At 69.0% G+C, this 18,358-nt stretch carries 18 protein-coding genes and 1 pseudogene; 10 read left to right on the top strand and 9 right to left on the bottom strand.

Annotation, left to right across the window (positions count from 1 at the left end; genetic code table 11):
• Positions 1-339: 339 nt before the first annotated feature.
• The 6 genes from NLX86_RS30155 to NLX86_RS30130 all read right to left on the bottom strand — a co-directional run bounded on the left by NLX86_RS30155 (position 340) and on the right by NLX86_RS30130 (position 7,605).
• A complete protein-coding gene (locus NLX86_RS30155) occupies positions 340-1,650 on the bottom strand; it encodes a hypothetical protein (protein WP_254374988.1) in 1,311 nt (436 codons plus the stop codon).
• A gap of 103 nt (positions 1,651-1,753) precedes the next feature.
• The gene (locus tag NLX86_RS30150; protein ID WP_254374987.1) at positions 1,754-3,673 is read right to left on the bottom strand and encodes a GAF domain-containing protein; all 1,920 of its coding nucleotides are present in this window, start codon (positions 3,671-3,673) and stop codon (positions 1,754-1,756) included.
• A gap of 102 nt (positions 3,674-3,775) precedes the next feature.
• Positions 3,776-5,149: an MFS transporter gene (locus NLX86_RS30145; protein ID WP_254374986.1), complete on the bottom strand. Its 1,374-nt coding sequence runs from the start codon at positions 5,147-5,149 to the stop codon at positions 3,776-3,778.
• 43 nt (positions 5,150-5,192) lie between these two features.
• The gene (locus NLX86_RS30140) at positions 5,193-5,990 is read right to left on the bottom strand and encodes a 3-hydroxybutyrate dehydrogenase (protein ID WP_254374985.1); all 798 of its coding nucleotides are present in this window, start codon (positions 5,988-5,990) and stop codon (positions 5,193-5,195) included.
• 171 nt (positions 5,991-6,161) lie between these two features.
• Positions 6,162-6,821, bottom strand: a complete 660-nt coding sequence (locus tag NLX86_RS30135) for a CoA transferase subunit B (protein ID WP_254374984.1) — start codon at positions 6,819-6,821, stop codon at positions 6,162-6,164.
• 1 nt (position 6,822) lies between these two features.
• Entirely contained in the window at positions 6,823-7,605 is a 783-nt protein-coding gene (locus tag NLX86_RS30130; RefSeq protein ID WP_254374983.1) for a CoA transferase subunit A, read from the bottom strand.
• A gap of 205 nt (positions 7,606-7,810) precedes the next feature.
• On the opposite strand from NLX86_RS30130, the gene NLX86_RS30125 reads away from it, so the two are divergent.
• A complete protein-coding gene (locus NLX86_RS30125) occupies positions 7,811-8,392 on the top strand; it encodes a TetR/AcrR family transcriptional regulator (protein WP_254374982.1) in 582 nt (193 codons plus the stop codon).
• Positions 8,389-9,225 (top strand): oxidoreductase, encoded by an 837-nt coding sequence (locus NLX86_RS30120; protein WP_254374981.1) that lies wholly within the window; start codon positions 8,389-8,391, stop codon positions 9,223-9,225. Before NLX86_RS30125 ends, NLX86_RS30120 begins: the two co-directional genes overlap by 4 nt.
• 218 nt (positions 9,226-9,443) lie before the next feature.
• Here NLX86_RS30120 and NLX86_RS30115 read toward each other — a convergent pair whose 3' ends face one another.
• Positions 9,444-9,956 carry a DinB family protein gene (locus NLX86_RS30115; RefSeq protein WP_254374980.1) on the bottom strand — a complete coding sequence of 171 codons (513 nt, stop codon included), beginning with the start codon at positions 9,954-9,956 and terminating at the stop codon, positions 9,444-9,446.
• A 224-nt stretch (positions 9,957-10,180) separates the two neighbouring features.
• Here NLX86_RS30115 and NLX86_RS30110 point away from each other — a divergent pair, with 224 nt between their 5' ends.
• The 5 genes from NLX86_RS30110 to NLX86_RS30090 all read left to right on the top strand — a co-directional run bounded on the left by NLX86_RS30110 (position 10,181) and on the right by NLX86_RS30090 (position 14,680).
• Positions 10,181-10,549 (top strand): hypothetical protein, encoded by a 369-nt coding sequence (locus NLX86_RS30110; protein ID WP_254374979.1) that lies wholly within the window; start codon positions 10,181-10,183, stop codon positions 10,547-10,549.
• Between the two features lie 1,086 nt (positions 10,550-11,635).
• Positions 11,636-12,319: a hypothetical protein gene (locus NLX86_RS30105; protein WP_254374978.1), complete on the top strand. Its 684-nt coding sequence runs from the start codon at positions 11,636-11,638 to the stop codon at positions 12,317-12,319.
• Positions 12,319-13,008: a hypothetical protein gene (locus NLX86_RS30100; protein WP_254374977.1), complete on the top strand. Its 690-nt coding sequence runs from the start codon at positions 12,319-12,321 to the stop codon at positions 13,006-13,008. Before NLX86_RS30105 ends, NLX86_RS30100 begins: the two co-directional genes overlap by 1 nt.
• A gap of 717 nt (positions 13,009-13,725) precedes the next feature.
• Positions 13,726-14,316, top strand: a complete 591-nt coding sequence (locus tag NLX86_RS30095) for a type II toxin-antitoxin system prevent-host-death family antitoxin (protein ID WP_254374976.1) — start codon at positions 13,726-13,728, stop codon at positions 14,314-14,316.
• A gap of 130 nt (positions 14,317-14,446) precedes the next feature.
• Entirely contained in the window at positions 14,447-14,680 is a 234-nt protein-coding gene (locus NLX86_RS30090) for a hypothetical protein (RefSeq protein ID WP_254374975.1), read from the top strand.
• Positions 14,681-14,902: 222 nt separating this feature from the next.
• Here NLX86_RS30090 and NLX86_RS30085 read toward each other — a convergent pair whose 3' ends face one another.
• Positions 14,903-15,403 (bottom strand): hypothetical protein, encoded by a 501-nt coding sequence (locus NLX86_RS30085; protein WP_254374974.1) that lies wholly within the window; start codon positions 15,401-15,403, stop codon positions 14,903-14,905.
• A gap of 19 nt (positions 15,404-15,422) precedes the next feature.
• Positions 15,423-16,013 carry a hypothetical protein gene (locus tag NLX86_RS30080; protein ID WP_254374973.1) on the bottom strand — a complete coding sequence of 197 codons (591 nt, stop codon included), beginning with the start codon at positions 16,011-16,013 and terminating at the stop codon, positions 15,423-15,425.
• 50 nt (positions 16,014-16,063) lie between these two features.
• Here NLX86_RS30080 and NLX86_RS30075 point away from each other — a divergent pair.
• From NLX86_RS30075 to NLX86_RS35200, 3 genes and pseudogenes are all read left to right on the top strand, one after another.
• A pseudogene (locus NLX86_RS30075) lies at positions 16,064-16,360 on the top strand (glycoside hydrolase family 15 protein); the annotation flags it as partial.
• Positions 16,361-16,697: 337 nt separating this feature from the next.
• Positions 16,698-17,951 (top strand): agmatinase, encoded by a 1,254-nt coding sequence (gene speB / locus NLX86_RS30070; RefSeq protein ID WP_254374972.1) that lies wholly within the window; start codon positions 16,698-16,700, stop codon positions 17,949-17,951.
• A 224-nt stretch (positions 17,952-18,175) separates the two neighbouring features.
• Positions 18,176-18,358, top strand: a 183-nt coding sequence (locus NLX86_RS35200) for a DUF4158 domain-containing protein (RefSeq protein ID WP_374213995.1), incomplete at its 3' end; no start/stop codon positions are given.

Here is an 18,358-nt window from a genome sequence, read left to right as displayed (position 1 = left end):
CCGGATTGCGGACACGTACGGGCTGCTCAGTGGTGCGCGCCGTCGGGATCACCGGCGGCGACTTGCCTCATCCCCTGTCGATGACAGGGGATGGGGCGGGGCAACAGCGACCGGCGGCCCGCTTGCCGCACCGCGCAGGAGACAATGGCGCCAGGCGCTGTCAACACACGTTACGGATGCTGTTACCCCGCTTGTCAGGGAGTGTGAGGGCGGGGAATCCGGCCGTCAAGGGGGTGGGCGGTGCTGATGTTTCAGTGGTGACGAAGCGTCAGCAGCACGTGCACTCAGGATCCTTGGACGTTCTTACGGGCAGCCCATCGGGTGCGCGCCGGTCGACTCCTACGGACGCTCCAGCCCGGTCAGGCCTCGCCGATAGATCTCCGCTGCTTCCTGCGTGCGCCCCCACTTGATCAGTCGGTCGCCGAAGAGGCGGCACGTCAGGGCGACCTCGAGGACGGCACCGACGTGCTCGTAGCGGTCGAGCGCGGCGCGGAACAGGCGCTCGGCCGCGGTGTCATCCCCGACGTCAGCGGCGATCCGGGCGTCGATGCGGTCCAGTTCGGCGGCCTGCTCGGGATCGCGGTACTCCAGCGCGAGTGCGCGGCAGTCGTCCACGAGTTCGGCCGCCTCGGCGGTGCGCCCCAGCCGCCGCAGCACCTCCGCGAGTTCGGCTCTGGCATTGACCAGACGGGGCAGTGCGCGCGTCTCGGCAAGGATGGACGCGGCGAGGCGGAGCCTGTCCTCGGCTTCCGCGAGATCCTCCCGGCGGGCGGAGAGGAAGCCGCGAGCGAAGTGGCACATGCCGACCTCGGTGCGCAGCCTGAGGTGCTCGTACAGGGCGACTGCCCGGGTCAGCACCTGCTCCGCTTCGTCGTACCGCGCCTGCGCGGCCAGTACCCGGTTGATGTGGTAGTAGCCCTGCGCGAGAATCTCGGGATCTCTTACGTGCGAGGCGATCTCCAGTGCCGCGTCGGCGGAGGCAGCCGCCTGATCGAGGTCGCCCCGCTCGACGTGCGGAAGCACGGTTGCGGCGCGGAGCGCGAACTCCGCCGCGGTCTGTCCGGTCCGCCGGGCTTCCCGTAGGTGGTCCTCCGCCAGCGCGAGCGCGTCATTGATCGCCCCGCTGGCGAACAGAGCCCCCATCCTGCCCATCACTGCCTGCAACCGGCTGCTCAGGGGTTGTCCGGTCAGCAGGGCTTCGGCCTGGGCGAACGCGTCGAGCGCGCGGTCGGGATCCCCTTGATGCCGGGCGAGAAACCCCAGCCCGCAGCGGCCGGCGGCGCCGAATTCCGGATCCTGGTGGAGATCGGCGGCGGAGATCACGTCGGAGTACGTCTCGGACGCCTGAGCCACGTCGCCCCGGGACAGGGCGAGCCGGGCTTCGGCGATCGCGTCCCGCAGCGCCTGTCGCCGGCCCGGTTCGTACCGGTAGCAGAGGTCCTCCAGGGTGACGCCGAGACGGCCGGCGAAGTAGGCGCTGGCGCGCGGGGACGGGGTGCGCTTGCCGCCCTCGATCGACGACACGTAGGCGCGGGTGAACGCATCTCCGGCAAGGTGGGTCTGGGTCGCGCCTTTCTGGGTGCGCAGGCGCAGGATGCGTGACCCGATCCCGGCCGCGTCGGCTCCCAGAGGGAATGCATCGTCGGACATCCGGACACTGTAGGCCCTGCGTCTCGCCCGGTTTCAGGCACCTTCGCACGGTGCCCAACTCGCTCCGGACCTGCGCTTGTGTTCACCTCGGCGCGGACACCCCCTAGGTTCGCTCGTCGCCCGGCGGCGACACCTGAAGGATGCGCAGGGCAAGTTGGAGTTCCAGGGCGCGCTCGGGACTCTGCCAGTCACTGCCGAGCAGACGGCCGATGCGCTCGAGGCGCTGCACCACCGTGTTGACGTGAATGTGCAGGGCTTCCCTGGCCTTGGCCTGGCTCATGCCGACGGCGAAGTACACGCGCATGGTGTGCACCAGGTCGGTCCCGCGCTTCGCGTCGTACTCCAGCACCTGCCCCAGGGTGTGCTGCACATAGCCGGCCAGGTCGTTCTGATCGCCGAGGAGCACACCGAGGAAGCCGAGATCCGGCAGGGCCGCGCCCTGCCCGAAGTGGCCCAGCGCGCTCAGGGCCGACAGACAGCGGTCCGCTTCCGCGTAGGCGCCGGAGATGTCCGCCGCACCCGTGACCGAGCCGGCGGCTCCGACGGTGACCGGGAATCCGAGCGTCCGGCCCAGTTCGGCGGCCAGCGTGCGGGCGCATGAGCTGGCACTGTCGGACGGCGCCAGCAGCACCACGTGATCGTGGTACAGCCCTGCCAGGCCCTTTCGCCCACGGGCGCTGCGTGCCGCCGCGCTGAGCAGCCGTTGCCGGGAGGCGGGCTCGCAGGCCGCCACGAACACCGCGTGCGGCCGGTTCAGGTTCACGCCGAGCCGGCGGGCCCTGGCGGCGAGGCCGGCGGGGTCGCCCGTCGTGGAGAGCAGGTCTCCCAGTAGCTCTCCGCGGACACGGTCCTCGGCCTCGGCGACGGAGCGGCGCAGCAGCAGGAGCAGCGCGGTGATGAGGCCGGCCCGCTCGAAGAGCCTGCGATCGGAGTCGCCCAGGTCCGGCCGCCCGGTCAGACAGATGCTGCCCAGCAGTTCGGGGCCGGCGAGTACCGCGCACACCCAGATGCCGTTCAGCGGGACTGCCCGCCCGCTCGCGCGGGAGGCAGCCACGGCCTGGGCGGGCGGCGCCTGAGGTTCGGCCCCTGCGGCCCGGGCGAGTTCGGCTCCGTCGGCGTCGTGGATCAGGGTTCCGCCGTCCAGCAGGGCGCCGATCGCGGCGGCCACGTCGGCGACGTCGCCTCCTCGCAGCACCAGGTCCGTAAGACGGTCGTGAGCCTCCTCGGCGCGGCGCATGGCGTCGTTGTGCGTACGGATGGTCTGCGAGGCGGCGTTGAGGTCGACCAGCGCGGCCCTGGTTTCCTCCAGCAGCCTGGCACTGTCGATGGCGATGGCCGCATGGTCCGCCAGCGAGGAGAGCAACGCCACCTCGTCCGGCGTGAACTCCCGCGGTGTCCGGTCGGCGGCATAGAGGACACCGATGACGCGGGCGCCCAGGCGCAGGGGCACCCCCAGGATGGCCCGTAGACCCTCCTCCCCAACGGCGCTGTCGATGGGGGTGGTGTGCTGGAAGCGGGGGTCGCTCGGATAGTCATCGGTGGCGTACGGGCGGGCGGTCTGGGCCACCAGACCGCCCAGCCCTTCGCCCATGCCGAGGCGCAGTTGCTGGAAGGCGGCGGAGACCGACCCGTCGGTCACCCTCATGTACGTGTCGCCGACGGCCTCGTCGTTGAGGGACAGGTAGGTGACGTCGGTGCCGAGCAGCTGTCTGGCCCGGTGGGCGATCGCCCGCAGCACCGCGTCCAGGTCACTGAGCGCGGCGAGGTCGCCGGCGGTGTCGAACAGGGCGGTCAGCTCGGATTCGCGCCTGCGGTGCTGGCTGAGCGTCCGCCGGATCCGCAGGGCGACCTCGGTGGCCGCCTCGACGGCGGCCAGCTCGGCCTGTGGGGCGTTGGCGGCACGGGCGGCGGCGTAGGGGCGGGCGAAGTGCTCGGCCGGCGCACCCTGGGCCAGAAGATCGAGAAGGTTCTGCAGGGCACCCCATGCCTGCTCGCCACCCGGGGCTGTCACACGAGTGAGCATACGGCGATCACCTCCGTGGTGTGGGGCCTTAGGCGTGTCCCGCCCATCCGTACCCGCCCGTCGTACCGTCCCCTATGCACGGTACGACGGGCGGGACGGGGTTCAGCGGCCGACGGGCGCAGCGTCGTGCCGCCCCTGGTCCTGGGCGGGCACCGCGGCGGCCGTTACCGGCTCGGCCAGACTCCGGCCGCGGGTCTCCTTGGCAACCAGCACGGTCACGGTGGTGACCAGCGCCGCGAAGGAGAGGTAGACCGAAACCGGCACGGAGGAGCCGTAGTCCTTGAGCAGCTCCACCGCGATGATCGGGGCGAGGGCGCCGCCGATGATGGAGGCCACCTGGGAGCCCATCGAGGCGCCGGAGTAGCGGACCTTGGTGTCGAACATCTCGGAGATGAAGGCCGCCTGCGGGCCGTACATCGCACCGTGGAAGAGCAGACCGACGGTGACCGCGGTGGCGATCACGGGGAAGGACTTGGAGTCCAGCAGGGCGAAGAACGCGAACGCCCAGCCCGCCATGCCGACCGATCCGATCAGGGTGACCGCGCGGCGGCCGATCCGGTCCGAGAGCGCCCCCCACAGCGGGATGGTGACGAAGTGCACGGCGGAGCCGATGAGCACGGCGTTCAGTGCGTCGCTCTTGGGCAGTTCCAGGTGCACGGTGACGTAGACCAGCAGGAAGGCGGTGAGGATGTAGTACGAGATGTTCTCACCGAACCGGGTGCCGATGGCGGTGAGCACCCCGCGCCAGCTCTTGCGGAAGACCTCGACGACCGGCAGCTGCTCCTTGACGCCGTCCTTGGCCTGTGCGGCCGCCTGAGCCTGGGCTTCGAGGAAGACCGGGGACTCCGAGACCGACACCCGGATCCACAGGCCGATGACCACCAGGACTCCGGAGAGCAGGAAGGGGATGCGCCAGCCCCAGGCGAGGAACGCCTCGTCGGACTGGACTGCGGCGAGGAGGGCCAGTACGCCGGTGGCGAGCAGATTGCCGCCCGGTGCGCCGGCCTGGGGCCAGGACGCCCAGAATCCGCGGTTCTTGTCGTCACCGTGCTCGGAGACGAGCAGGACGGCGCCGCCCCACTCGCCGCCGAGTGCGAAGCCCTGGATCAGGCGCAGCACGGTGAGCAGGATCGGAGCGCCGACTCCGATCGTGGCGTGGGTGGGGAGCAGACCCATGGCAAAGGTCGCGCCGCCCATCAGCAGGAGGCTGAACACCAGGAGCTTCTTACGGCCGATCTTGTCGCCGAAGTGGCCGAAGACGATGCCGCCCAGAGGCCGGGCGGCGAAGCCGATCGCGTACGTGAGGAACGCGAGCAGGGTGCCGACCAGCGGGTCGCTGCTGGGGAAGAAGAGCTGGTTGAAGACGAGCGCGGCAGCGGAGCCGTAGAGGAAGAAGTCGTACCACTCGATGGTCGTGCCGATGAGGCTGGCACTGATGACGCGGCCGATGCCGCCTCTGGTGGGCTGGGTTGCCATGGCGGGGACCACCACTTTTCACTAGGTGCGGATGGAGATTTTCTCAGCCGGCGGTCCAGCCGCCGTCCATGGGGAGCGAGGCACCGGTGATGTAGCCGGTGTGCGGGCCACAGAGCCAAACCGCCACGGCGGCGACTTCCTCCGGTTCGATCAGACGCTTGATCGCCGACCGGCCCAGCATCACGTCCGCCACGACCTGGTCCGGCGTGATGCCGTGTGCGGCCGCCTGGGCATCGATCTGCTGTTCGACCAGGGGAGTGCGTACGTAGCCGGGATTGATGCAGTTACTGGTCACTCCCTGCGAGGCGCCCTCAAGCGCGGCGACCTTGCTGAGCCCTTCAAGGGCGTGCTTCGCGGCGACGTACGCGGCCTTGAAGGCGCTGGCCCGCAGCCCGTGAACGCTGGAGACGTTCACGATACGGCCCCAGCCACGCTCGTACATGTGCGGCAGCGTGTGCTGCAGCAGCAGGAACGGTGCGGTGACCATCACCTTCTGGATCAGCTCAAATCGATCCAGGGGAAAGTCGTGGAGGGGAGCCACATGCTGCAGCCCGGCATTGTTGACCAGAACATCGACATCCGCCGGCAGATTCCGGATCCCGTCCGGGTCGGCGAGGTCCACCACATGGGCGCGGCCGTTGATGCCCTCCGCAACGGCCTTGGCCGCCTCGCCGTCGATGTCCACGACGTGCACCAGGGCTCCGGCGGCGGCCAGCGCCACCGCGCAGGCCCGCCCGATGCCGCTGCCGGCGCCGGTCACCAGGGCGGTGCGCCCCGTCAGGTCGACCGCGCCGGCGACGGGCAGAGGCCCGCCGAAACCAGAAGTGATTCCGCTTGTCATGGCTGGAAACGTACGTGACACACGTCGCACACTCCCATGTGTGGCTTGACCACAATGCGCAGCGTTCATATAGCTCCCGTCGCCACACACGACGACTCGGGCGCCGTACGCACAGCGGAGCGGCGCCCCACTGGGTGGGGCGCCGCTCCGGGTGAATTCGGTTGTCGCGCGTCAGACGCCGGCCATGACCGCGAGATCGTCCGCCACCTGCAGATCCGGGTCGGTTGCCGCGCGCACCTGGGCCGCATCCACGCCGGGCGCGACCTCACGCAGCAGCAGCCCGTCGGGGGTGATGTCGATCACCGCCAGATCGGTGATCACCCGCTGCACCACTCCCCAGCCGGTGAGCGGCAGAGTGCACTCCTCGACCAGCTTGGGGGAGCCGTCCCGGGCCGTGTGCTCCATCAGCACAATGACCCGCCGCGCACCGTGGACCAGGTCCATGGCCCCGCCCATCCCCTTGACCATCTTGCCGGGGATCATCCAATTGGCCAGGTCTCCGCAGGCCGAGACCTGCATGGCACCGAGGATCGCGACGTCGATGTGCCCGCCGCGGATCATGCCGAAGGAGAGCGCGGAGTCGAAGTACGAGGCTCCCGGTCCGACCGTCACCGTTTCCTTGCCGGCATTGATCAGGTCGGGATCGACGCCGTCGTCGTAGGGGTACGGCCCTGTCCCCAGGATGCCGTTCTCCGACTGGAGGACGACGTCGACCCCTTCCGGCAGATGGTTGGGGATCAGCGTGGGAAGGCCGATACCCAGATTCACATACGAACCGTCCGTCAGTTCCCGGGCAGCGCGGACAGCCATCTGTTCACGGGTCAGAGTCATCTCAGACGCCCTCTTCCTGACGCGGCCGAACCGTACGCCGCTCGATACGCTTGTCGGCCGCGGGGTCACCGGCCGCGACCGGGACCACTCGCTGTACGAAGACTCCGGGCAGATGAATCCGGTCGGGGTCGAGTTCCCCGGGCTCCACCACCTCTTCCGCCTCGACCACGGTGATCCGTCCGGCCATCGCCGCCAGCGGATTGAAGTTGCGGGCCGAGGAATGGAAGACCAGGTTGCCGTGCCGGTCGGCGACCGCCGCCCGGACGAGGGCGAAGTCCGTGGTGATGCTCTCCTCGAGGAGATACTCGCGGTCGCCGAAGACGCGTGTCTCCTTCGGCGGTGAGGAGAGCGCGACCTGCCCGTCCGCGTCATACCGCCAGGGCAGCCCGCCCTCGGCGACCTGAGTGCCGACACCGGCCGGGGTGTAGAAGCCGGGTATGCCCGCGCCGCCGGCCCGAAGCCGCTCCGCCAATGTGCCCTGCGGCACCAACTCCACCTCGAGCTCACCGGCGAGGTACTGCCGGGCGAACTCCTTGTTCTCGCCCACATAGGAGCTGGTCATCCGCGCGATCCTGGATTCGCGGAGGAGCAGGCCGAGCCCCCAGTCGTCCACGCCGCAGTTGTTCGACACCATGCGCAGACCGCCGACGCCTCTCTCCAGCAGCGCGTGAATCAGGGCGCTCGGGATGCCGCACAGCCCGAACCCTCCCACCGCGACTGATGCCCCTTCGGGGACATCGGCCACCGCCTCGACCGCATCGACGACAACCTTGTCCAAACTCATCCACAGACCTCCGCTCCGACACGGCGTCCGCAGCCTCGGCTGTCGCGGACACACTCCCCGTGATCGACAGGAACCGAGCCTAGGAAGAAGCCACCGCCCGCAGCGATGGTGCTCGCGCACACAACATCAGGCGCCGGGATGTGGCTGCACCGGATGCGGAGAACGTAGCCTTGACGTACTGACGTTCTGTGCAAAAATTGTCAGCATGTTGGATGACGAGCGGATCGGGCCGATCCTGGACGCGGCATACGTGTGCTTCACCCGGCACGGGGTGCGGCGCACGACGATGGACGACATCGCCCGGGCAGCTGGTATGTCCCGCCCGGCCGTGTACCAGTACGTACGCAACAAGGAGGACGCCTTCCGCCGGCTGGCCGGCCGGCTGCTGGACACGGCACTGGCAGGCGCGCGCACCGCGCTGGAGTCCCCGGGAGGGCTCGGCGACCGGCTGAGCGCCGCCTTGGAGGCCAAGCTGGGCCTGGCGCTGTCCTTGTGGCGGGACAGCCCCGCGCACGCCGCTGAACTGCTGGGCGAGGACGCCCGGTTGTCCGCAGAGCTGATCGGCGCCTACAACACCGCCATGCGCGACCTGCTCGCCGAGGCGGTCGGCGCGGCCCGCCCGGGCGTCGACGCGGCCGAATTCGCCGAACTCCTCCTCGCCTTCACCCGCGGCCTGGAGACCGACCTGTCCGACCCCGATGCCCCGGCCCGACGGCTGCGGCACGGCGTGGCCCTGCTCGTCGCCGGCCTCAACCACCCGCACCCCACCACCCAGGAGCCATCATGACCACCGCAGTCCTGATCACCGGAACGTCATCAGGCATCGGCCGGGCCGCAGCGATGCGGCTGGCCCGCCGCCCGGAACTCACCGTCTACGCCACCGCCCGCCGCACCGAAGCCATGGCCGGCCTCGCCGAGTCCGGTGCCCGCCTCCTCGCGCTGGACGTCACCGACGAGAAGTCCATGCGCGAAGCCGTCGAGGCGGTCGAGGCGGAGCACGGCTGCGTCGGCGCGCTGGTCAACAACGCCGGCTACGGCGAGTACGGCACCATTGAGGAAACCGGCCTGGACGGCGTGCGCCGCCAGTTCGAGACCAATGTGTTCGGGCTGGCCCGCATGACACAGCTCGTACTGCCGGGCATGCGAGCCGCCGGGCGGGGGCGCATCGTCAACATCGGCTCCATGGGCGGCCGGCTCGTCTTCCCCGCCGGCGGCTACTACCACGCCAGCAAGTACGCCGTGGAGGCCCTCACCGACGCGCTCCGCTTCGAGGCGGCCCCCTTCGGTATCAAGGTCAGCCTCATCGAACCCGGCCTGATCCGCACCGCGTTCGGCGACACCGCCGCCCACACCCTCGCCGGATCGGCCGCCCCGGCAGGCCCCTACGCCGCCCTCAACACCGCCGCCGACCAGCAGATGGCCGACTCCTACAAGTCCACGATGCTGTCCGCCCCGCCGGAGGCGGTCGCCAAGGTCATCGAACGCGCCGTCACCACCCCAAGGCCCCGTACCCGCTACGTGGTCACCCCCGCCGCCAAGGCCCTCGTACACACCCGCCGACTGCTCGGCGCCCGCGTGTTCGACGCCTACCTGCGGCTGCAGTTCCGGGGCGCCGCATAACAGCGCCGCGACCGGCCGGCACGGCTGCGCCCGCAGCCGGGGCGGTCGCTCTGATGGGGGCCGGCAGTGAGCGTGCACGACCGGTCTTCGCCGCCATGCCTGGCCCCTGGGCAGCTCGACCGACCGCCACGCCGTGGCGCAGCGGCCGACGGGATCACGGGGATGTCCGAGCGTTCTGACGCGTCATCACACCGCGTAGTCGTCTGGTCCGAGGCGGGTCAGTAATAGCCCGTTTCGCCGTCGAGAAGTTCTCGGATGGCATCCACGTGGCCGGCATGCCGGGCGGTTTCCTCGATCATGTGGAGCATGATCCACCGCAGGGTCGCGGAAGAAGCACCGAAGTCCGGGTGCCGGCCCACGTCATCCAGTGAATGCGCGGCGATGATCTGGTTCGACACCGCACATTGCCGGTCGTACTCCTGGAGGAGCTGGGCGAGCGGGATGCCTTCGACCATCATCTCCGCATCCTCGGGCCCGTCCTCGAATTGAGGCCCGTTGGCCGGTCGGCCCAGCAGGATGACCTCGAACCAGGTGTTCTCGACCCAGCGCATGTGGGAGACGACACCGGCCATGGTCATCCGGGGCGACGGCGGAAGGACGGGCCGATGGGCATCCGTGTCGGACAACCCTTCGCATTTCCAACGGATGATCGCGCGCTGCATGTCGAGCCAGCCGGTCAGCTGGGTCCGCTCGTCGGCATCGTAGGCAGGGCGGTTGCGGGGAGGGGGCATGGGCGCCGACGCTACCCCAGCCGGCGTCCCGGCGCTCGGTGTTTTCGGGCCGGTGAGGCCTCTGGCCGGCAGACACGGGGTACCGCATGTGAAGGGGCCGGTGCGGACGGGCCGGTCTCGGTGGCAATAGCCAGAATTGCCTGCCCGGCAGTTCGCGGTGCCGGTATCGTCCAGCCCTCTGACCAGCCGTATCGACAACTCCGCGAGTCCAGGGGGCGAGACTCATGACCAGCCCGCGTGCAACGACAACCCTTTGGCGTCCCACCGGCCCCAAGGAGCTGGCCCTGGTCCGGGAGTTGCAGTGGCGTGCCTGGCCTCCCCGTCTGCCGGAGCAGCCGATCTTCTACCCGGTCCTCAACGAGGACTACGCGATCAAGATCGCGAGGGACTGGAACGTGAAGCACGACGGGGCCGGCTTCGTCACTCGCTTCGAGGTCGAGTCCGCCTTTGTGGCCCGGTATCCCGTCCAGCAGGCCGACGGGCGCACCATCCTTGAACTGTGGGTTCCGGCTGAAGAGCTCGATGACTTCAACTCTCATATTGTCGGCAGCATCGAGGTTGTCCACGAGTTCCTGCGTGCCGTGCCCACTTGAGAGGCGCCAGGCGCAAGCGAGATGTCAGAACGCCGTCACCTGAGATGCTCGGATCCGACTGTTGAAGCACCCCGGCGGGCCGGCAAGGTTCCGGTACGACACGCGGCTCTGCCACCGCGGGAGTACTCGGCTTCCCGCCGTCCTGGGGAGACCGACCGCTGGGCAGACCGCGCCTGCCGCCTCACGTCCAGCGCGTGCGAAGGGGCGCGCGGGATGTGAAGAAGGGCCCGTCCCCGGGCTTGAACCGCGACCGCGGTCCCACCTGGCAGCCGTCCCAGGCAGCGCGGGGCGCATACCCTCGCCGATCACGGGATGAGCAGGGCCTTACCCGCAACCGAGCGGGCCTCGATCGCGCGGTGGGCGTCGGCCGCCTGGGACAGCGTGCGACACCGTCGTGCAGGCCGTGGACCGGCTGTCGGCGCGCGGGCCCACCGCTGGATCGCCGCCGAACAGCGCGGCGATGGCTGGCTCCGAGCGCTCCGGGCGCGTTCGGCGTCGCTGCCGCCCGTGACGAGGACCCGGCCGTCGGTGAGGATCGCGATGCCGGGCAGAACATGTCGTGCCCGTGTTGCTGATCCGCATGTGTCCGTTGCTGCTGCCGAAACGGTTGGGGGCGTACGCAGACCAGGCGAGCAGCTTGTTGTCGGACAGCACCGCGGTGGCGACGGGGATGATCGGGAAACCGGTGCCCCGGCCCCAAACTGCGTGAACTCGTTCCGGACTTCCTAACCGGACTGGTTCTGCGCAAGCCGCCCCGGGTCTCAGCCCTACCGGATCGCCATCCAACCGCTGAGACTCCGGGTCCACAGAAAAAGCACTCAGCCGCCGCCAGTGCCGGTTTCCTAGGCCGACGAGCGGGGGCCTTCGTGCGTCCTCATAGCACCGAGGAGCGTTGCCATCGTAGCAGCGAGCCGCGGTGGCGGCACCGGCTTGCCTGCAACCGGTGTGTCTATTGGTCCACTTGTCGATGACGCCGCCGCATCCAACCAGCCCATTTCATCCCGCTTTCAACAATCTTCCGGCCACAGCCCCGCCGCCCCGACGGTGCTGCGGTTTCCCCAGGTCAACCGCACGCTTTGGTATCGGGTGGTTGCGCTTTCCCATGTGCGCGGGCTGCTGCCCGAGGAGGAACGGCGGATGTGCCGGTTTCTCTCCTACCAGCGGATCGGTGCCCGGTCAGGGTTGATCATCGGCCGCCGCGGCTATCACGACGCGGACGGCGGCATGGCGCTCGCCGAGCGCTACGCCGCCGTGCACGGCCTGGCCGAGGGGACGTTCTGGGTTGACCTCAAGCGGTTGATGCGGCGCGGCCTGGCCGAGCAGCGGGTGAAGCCGGCCCCGGGCCGCAAGGCGGCGTACGCCCTCGTGCTGACCGCGGACGCGATCCCGCACGACCTCCCCGAGGACCTGGCCCGCGCGCTCCACGTCTGGGATCTGCCGGCGGGAGAGGACCGCCACGAAGACGCGCGGTACGGACGGCTCAGCGCCGAGGCCGACGCGTTCACGCTCGCCTACGAGCCGATGGCCGTCGAGCTGGACAGCCGGACGTCTGCAGAACTCAACCGGGCGCCACGCTGGCAGCACCCGGCGGACAGTCAGGCCGCTGCTGTGGCTGCCGAGATCAGGTCCAGCGCCGTGCGGCTGGACGAGGCGGACCGGCCTGCCCTGGCGTCCATGGCGGTGGCCCCGTCGAACGCTTCCGACCGCTTCGCTGCCCGATTCTCGGGGGGACCTGAAACGTCCCCTCTATACGCGACGGCCATCGGGTAGTGATTCTCCGTTCGGGGCACTGGGACGAGCTTGGGCAGTGGCACAGCGGCTCGACAGCTGGTGCGCGTCAGGTCTGGTCGGACCTTGTCCGGACGATCGCCGTCGCTTTGCGCCGCTCCACGCCGGCCGAGGTGTTCGAAACGCTGACCAGCAACATTGCGGACGTCGACGACCTGGGCCGGTTGGCCGGGTGGCGGCTGTGGCGGCTGATCAACCGTCGCCAGGACGCCCACGGGTACCGGCCGGCTCCGCAGGTTCGGGTGTCGGCCCTGGCAAGTGCGTGGGATGAGGCCGACGCAGAGCAGTTGGCCCGCTTGCGGGCGGAGGCCGACCGTCGCGCCGGCGAACCGCAGCCCGGCACGACCGCGGTGGCCGCCACCGAACGCGCGCGGCGGCTCGCCGAGCAGGATGCGGCGCGAGCGGCCGCCGCGGCGGAGCGTGCGGCCCTCTACGCCCGTTGGGGCATCCACGTCCCGGAATGGCGTGAGGCCGAGCAGGTCGAGGCTGGACCAGTGGAGAAGCGCCGAGCCGTCGACGAGGGCCGCGCCGCGGCGCTGGCCAGGGCCCGCGAGGAGAGGCACGGACGTCGACCCGAGCAGCGTGCCGTTGAGCAGGAGCAGGAGGTGCGAGACCGCCGGGACCGCATTGCCGGTCGTCTGCAGAAGTACCTGGGCCGGGGGCAGGAATGACCGCTGCCCACGGACTGGCCACGGGCAAGAGGCGACCCCCGGCAGGCTGCACAGTCACTCGTGCCGGTGGTTCAGCCGCGTGCCCACCCCGGGCTGCCGGCGACGTGCGCCAGGGTGGGCACATGCACCGTCGGATCGTGCCCCTCCTCCTCGTTGTCGCGTTGGGCGCGACGGGATGCATGTCCGTGGCCCCGTCGGTGCGACCCCCGGCGCCGAGCCTGGCACCGGCGGGGCACCCGTCGCCTGCACCGGTCGAGTGGGCCCCCGTGCAGCCCCCGGCCCGGGACGAACTCGCCGCGACCGGGCCGGACGCCAAGCCGAGGAAGCAGAAGGCGGCCAGGCCCGTCGCGCCCCACCGGCCGAGCGATGACCGGTCGGCATCACCGCCGCGGCGGAGGTACGTGCCACCGGACCCGCCCAGGCGGGCCCCGGCCCCAGGCCGGAAGCCCGAGCGATCCCGGTCTCAGCCCCCGCCGAGTCCGCCGCGTCCCTCCTATGGCATGAGGAGCGTGTGCGCCGCGTCCGATGGTGTGGCAGCGCCCGACGTGACCGCACTGTGCCGAGACGCGTTCGGCCACTGACAGCGGCCCGCCACCTCCCGCAGGAGTCGGCGGACGAGTAGCAACCGCTTGGCGTTGGCTTCTCGGCCGCCGTATCGCTCCCGGATTGCACAGTAGCGGCGGTTCCGCCCGCCGAGATGTGTACACAATGACTCCCGTGCAGGAGAGCGGAGTCCGCGAGACGCGGGCACATCTGACGGAGCTGCTGGCAGCCGCCACCCGTGGCGAGGGCACGGTCATCACCCGGCACGGCCGCCCGCTCGCGGTGCTGCTTCCGCCCGAAGCCGCCGAGCTGTGGGAGGACCACCGGCGCGACGAGGCCGCGCAGACCGCCCGCCGGGCCGTCGCCGACCAACGACGCCAGCGGCGCGAGGCGTGGGAGAGCGAACTCGTCCACCCCGTTGCCGCCGTGATCCGCTACCAGAACCACCCCTCCAGTGACGACCCGCTGTACCTGCGCGAGGCCGACCAGGTCCCACGGCCGCGCCGCGAGCTGCGCGACCTGGTGGCACAGCTGCGGCCGGACTTCAAGTCGTGGATGGTCGAGGCGTGGTACGAGGACGACCCCCGCCGGCCCAGCCCCGACAGCACCCGCTTCCGCAACACCGCCCGGCACCGCTACGACTGGCAGGACCAGGCCGCGAACAACGTGCTGCACCTGCTCGACGCCGCGGGCAACACCCTGGCCCGCGCCGAGTACGACGACACCGCCGTGTGGATGCCCGGCGAACCGGACGCCGCCACGTAGTCGACACCGCCACAAGTCCGGTGCCACAGCGTCCATTTCGCCGCCGAGTCCGAACCCGGTGAGTGAGCGGCCGGTCCCGAGTCTGTCCACGCCCTGACGGGTGTCACCGCTCTGTACGAGACTAGGAAGCATGGCGAGGTATCCGCGGGTGGAGTGTCCGGTGTGCGGCGGCATCTACGCCGGCGCGCCGACGAGCGCGCTCGGCATGGTGTCCGTGCACGACCACAAGCGCAATCGCCGTGCCCTGGTGCTGTGCGCGGGCAGCATGGCGCGGGTGCCCGCGGTTGACGCCACTGCGTACCAGGACGAGTTGCCCGAGACCGCCGCGGTGGCCCCGGTGGCCGAGCCGATCGCCCTGTTCTGATGTTCCCCGCCCCGTGACTCAGCCGCGGGTCAGCGGACTGCCGATGTCAACCAGGAGGCATGCGGTGAGGCCGTTGCGCATCCACTCCGTGGCGAGAACGGAAGCGATGCCCGATCCGTGCAGGAGAGGCCGATCCCCTCGCGGCCGCATGCTGCTGCGAGGGGATCGGGGTCGTCAGGACGAGGACTTGTGATGGACGAGAGTTCGCCACAGGTCTCTCGACTATTCGGTTGTCAGCTCGACTTCGCAGTCCAGCGTCTGAGTGTATTCCTTGCCTGCTTGCCGGTAGTCGAACCGGCAGTAGCGGGCGGCGCCCTTCGGGGGATCGATGATCTTCATCTTGGCCAGGTAGTAGATGTCGCTCTCTTTGCCGGCCGGGACCACCACTCCGTCAGCGGCGTGATTCTTGAGCTTGTGGAAGCGCGGCGTGTATTTGTCCCCTTCAACGACAAGCAGGGCGACGCCCTCGGTGTCCTCGCTGGAGTAGGCGCCATAGTCGAGCACGGTGATTCCCTTGGGTACGTCGACCAGTTCGACGTTGGTGATCTCGATGGGACTGCTGGACGTGTTGTACGGCACGGGCAGGGCGAACCACCAGGTCTGGCCGACTTTGGCGTGCTCGCTGCCGACCACTCCGTTCGATTGCTGACCGCCTGCGAGGGCTTGGCCCTTGGCGGGGGCCGCCTGCCCTCCTTCGGAGGTGCAGGCGGCCAGCAGGACCATGGCCAGTAGTGCGGCGACCCTAGTAGGAGTAGAAGACACCGGGCTTCTCCGAAACGGGACCCTTATGGCCCCAGATGTCGTGCCTCGCGTTCTGGGTTCCGGCTGTGATGCGCTGCTTGTGCTCGCGGTCGTATTGGGTGGAGGCGCCAAGGGAGATGCCGTAGGCGGTGACGGCTGCGGACCACTTGACGCTGCGCCCCTTGGAGATCTGGAAGTAGCTACCGGCCGTGACGTAGGCGCGGTTCTTCACTGGCGACTTTATGTAAGCGCTGTAGCCGTCCTTGTGCCTGACGTCCTTGCCGTAGAGCCCCGTCGCCCTTCCATTTGACGCGTCGTATTTACCCGCGATGATCTCATAGTGCACAGCGACCCCGGGGCCGCAAATCCAGGTTACCCTGACCATTTTGTATTCGATCGGCACGCGCCACTGCTTGGCGAAGTACGGGCCCCTGTTGGTGTAGCCGGTGGAATGGCCGGTGGAAGAGCCGAGGTTGACAGAGCCTTGGATCTTCCAGTTGCTGCCGGAGGAGACGGCGACTTCGACGTTGGCGGCCAGCTTGTTGTCGTAGTCCACGTTGGCCTTGGCGTCCCAGTTGGCATGGCCCTCCACAACGGCGGTGTAGTAGGTCCTCCTCTTCTTGATCTTCGTCTTGCGTGAGCGGCCTGCGCGGTGAGGAGGGCACCTTCTCGATGTGCACGTTCTGGTACGTCGACGCTCTGGCCCGCTCGGGTCGGCTGGACGAAGCTCGGCTGACCTTCGAGAAGATGCTCACCTACGGCAACCACCTGGGCCTGTATGCCGAGGAGATCGGCCCGACGGGGGAGCAACTGGGCAACTTCCCACAGGCGTTCAGCCACCTCGCGCTCATCACCGCGGCGATGAACCTCGACTACCAGCTCGACCACGGCGTCGGCGCCGTCGGTGCCTTCCCTGGAGAGAGGTGGCTCGCGCGCTGACCTGCGGCGGCGCGCCCATCTTGTAGGGGGATTGGTGGTCGCACGCACGTCGTGGACGGTGGACGTGAAGCGGTGCCTTCTCGACACCCTTGGTGCCCTGCTTCCGGCCGCGGCGGGACGCCCTTCCTCGGCATCGGCCGGAAGCAGGGCAGGGCCCTTCGACAGCGGCGGCCTGGTAACGCAGTTTGGCCCGGTAGCAGCCAAACACTTCTGAGAGCACCATAGAGATGGTGTGAGGCCGCAGTTTGCAGGCGATGTGTCCACGTGGGCGCGGCCAGGGTTCACGGTCATGGTTGGTCCCCGTTGGGGCACTCGTGCCTTCCGGAAGGACGTCGACATGGCTGGCAATACTCCGCGCAACGAGCGTCATCACCGCAATCCGATGCGCCCCAATCCCCCGAAACCAGCGATGGAGGGCGAGAACTCCGAGTCGGTGCGCAAGAGCCTGTCCGGGATGCGTGCCAGGCGGCGGTTGCAGGACGTGCCCGAGGTGAAACGCCGTAAACTCATCGAGCGGAGCCTGGATCTTGGCCTTGAGGCGGCGCTGTCGATCAATGACCGCAACATCTCGCTGTTCTCCCGCGCTCTCGATCCGATGTTCGCGGGCATGAACACCTTCCTGAAGTCCCCCTACGTGGAGAACATCCGCGATATCGGGCGTTACAACGTCGCCGTGGTGGGGGCACCGTTCGATATGGGCACCACCTACCGGTCCGGAGCCCGCTTCGGCCCGCAGGCCGTCCGCCGCATCTCGGCCCTCTACGACTCCTACAGCCCCGACCTCGGCATGGACCTGCTTGAAGAGATCGCCATCGGCGACGCCGGGGACATCTTCGTCATCCCCGCCAACATCGAGAAGACCTTCGACCAGGTCAGCCTCGGCGTGTCCCATATCCTCGACGCGGGTGCATTCCCTGTGATCATCGGAGGCGATCACAGCATCGGATATCCCGACGCCAAGGCCCTCGCCCAGCACATCGAGGGCCGACTGGGCATCGTCCACTTCGACCGGCACATCGACACAGCCATCACGACGATGGACGAGCGGATGCACACCACCCACTGGTCCCACGCCACTGACCTGCCGAACGTGCCACCGTCGAACCTGGTCCAGATCGGCATCGGCGGCTGGATCGGCAACCACTCCGGCGTCCAGGTCGCCGCAGAGCGCGATACCACGGTCATCAGCATGTTCGACGTCGAGGAGCTCGGAATCGACCACGCTATGGAGATCGCACTGGAGATCGCCTGGAAAGACGCCGATGCCGTCTACCTCTCCTTCGACATCGACGTCGTCGACCCTGGCTACGCCCCCGGAACCGGCACACCTGAGCCCGGCGGCATGTCGCCGCGCGAAGCGCTCAAAGCCGTGCGCATGGTTGCCCAGGAGGGGCTGGTCGGCATGGACCTTGTCGAGATCTCCCCGCCCTACGATGTTGCCGACACCACGTCTCAGCTCGGTGCCCGAGTCATCATGGACACCCTCGCCACGCTCGTCGAAAACGGATACCTCGGCACTCGGCTCACGGCAGAGGAACGCGCACGAGCCGAGACCGAACGCGACCGTGCTGCCGGCCTCGGCGACACCTGATCGGAGGTGCAGCTGCGGCGAACAGACATGTAGCTGTGCGTGACGGCCGTCACGCACGGTGATTCTCATAAATGAGTAGTTCTGAGAGACGGCCCAGTTCTCGTATAGCTGCCGCCACCCGACAGGTAACGCTGAGTAACCATCTGACGTCGTTTTGGATTCCCTCGTTCCGCTTCTACGGGCTGGTCGTCACGATGTGGTGATCCAACTGGCTGGTCGAAGGAGTGCAGGTGCAGCAAGACTGGGAAGCAGAAGAGCTCATCGAGGTCTGGACACTGCTCGAAGACGACACGGCGAAGCTGCGGAACAAGTCCGGGGCGAACAGGCTGGGCTTTGCGATGCTGCTGAAGTTCTTCGAGGTGGAGGCCCGGTTCCCGGAGTCCGCCAAGGAGGTTCCGGCCGACGCG

The sequence above is a fragment of the Streptomyces sp. A3M-1-3 genome (assembly GCF_024213665.1).
Lineage (GTDB): Bacteria > Actinomycetota > Actinomycetes > Streptomycetales > Streptomycetaceae > Streptomyces.
Note: the sequence above shows the minus strand (reverse complement) of the source record. Positions and strands in the feature narration are given on the sequence as shown.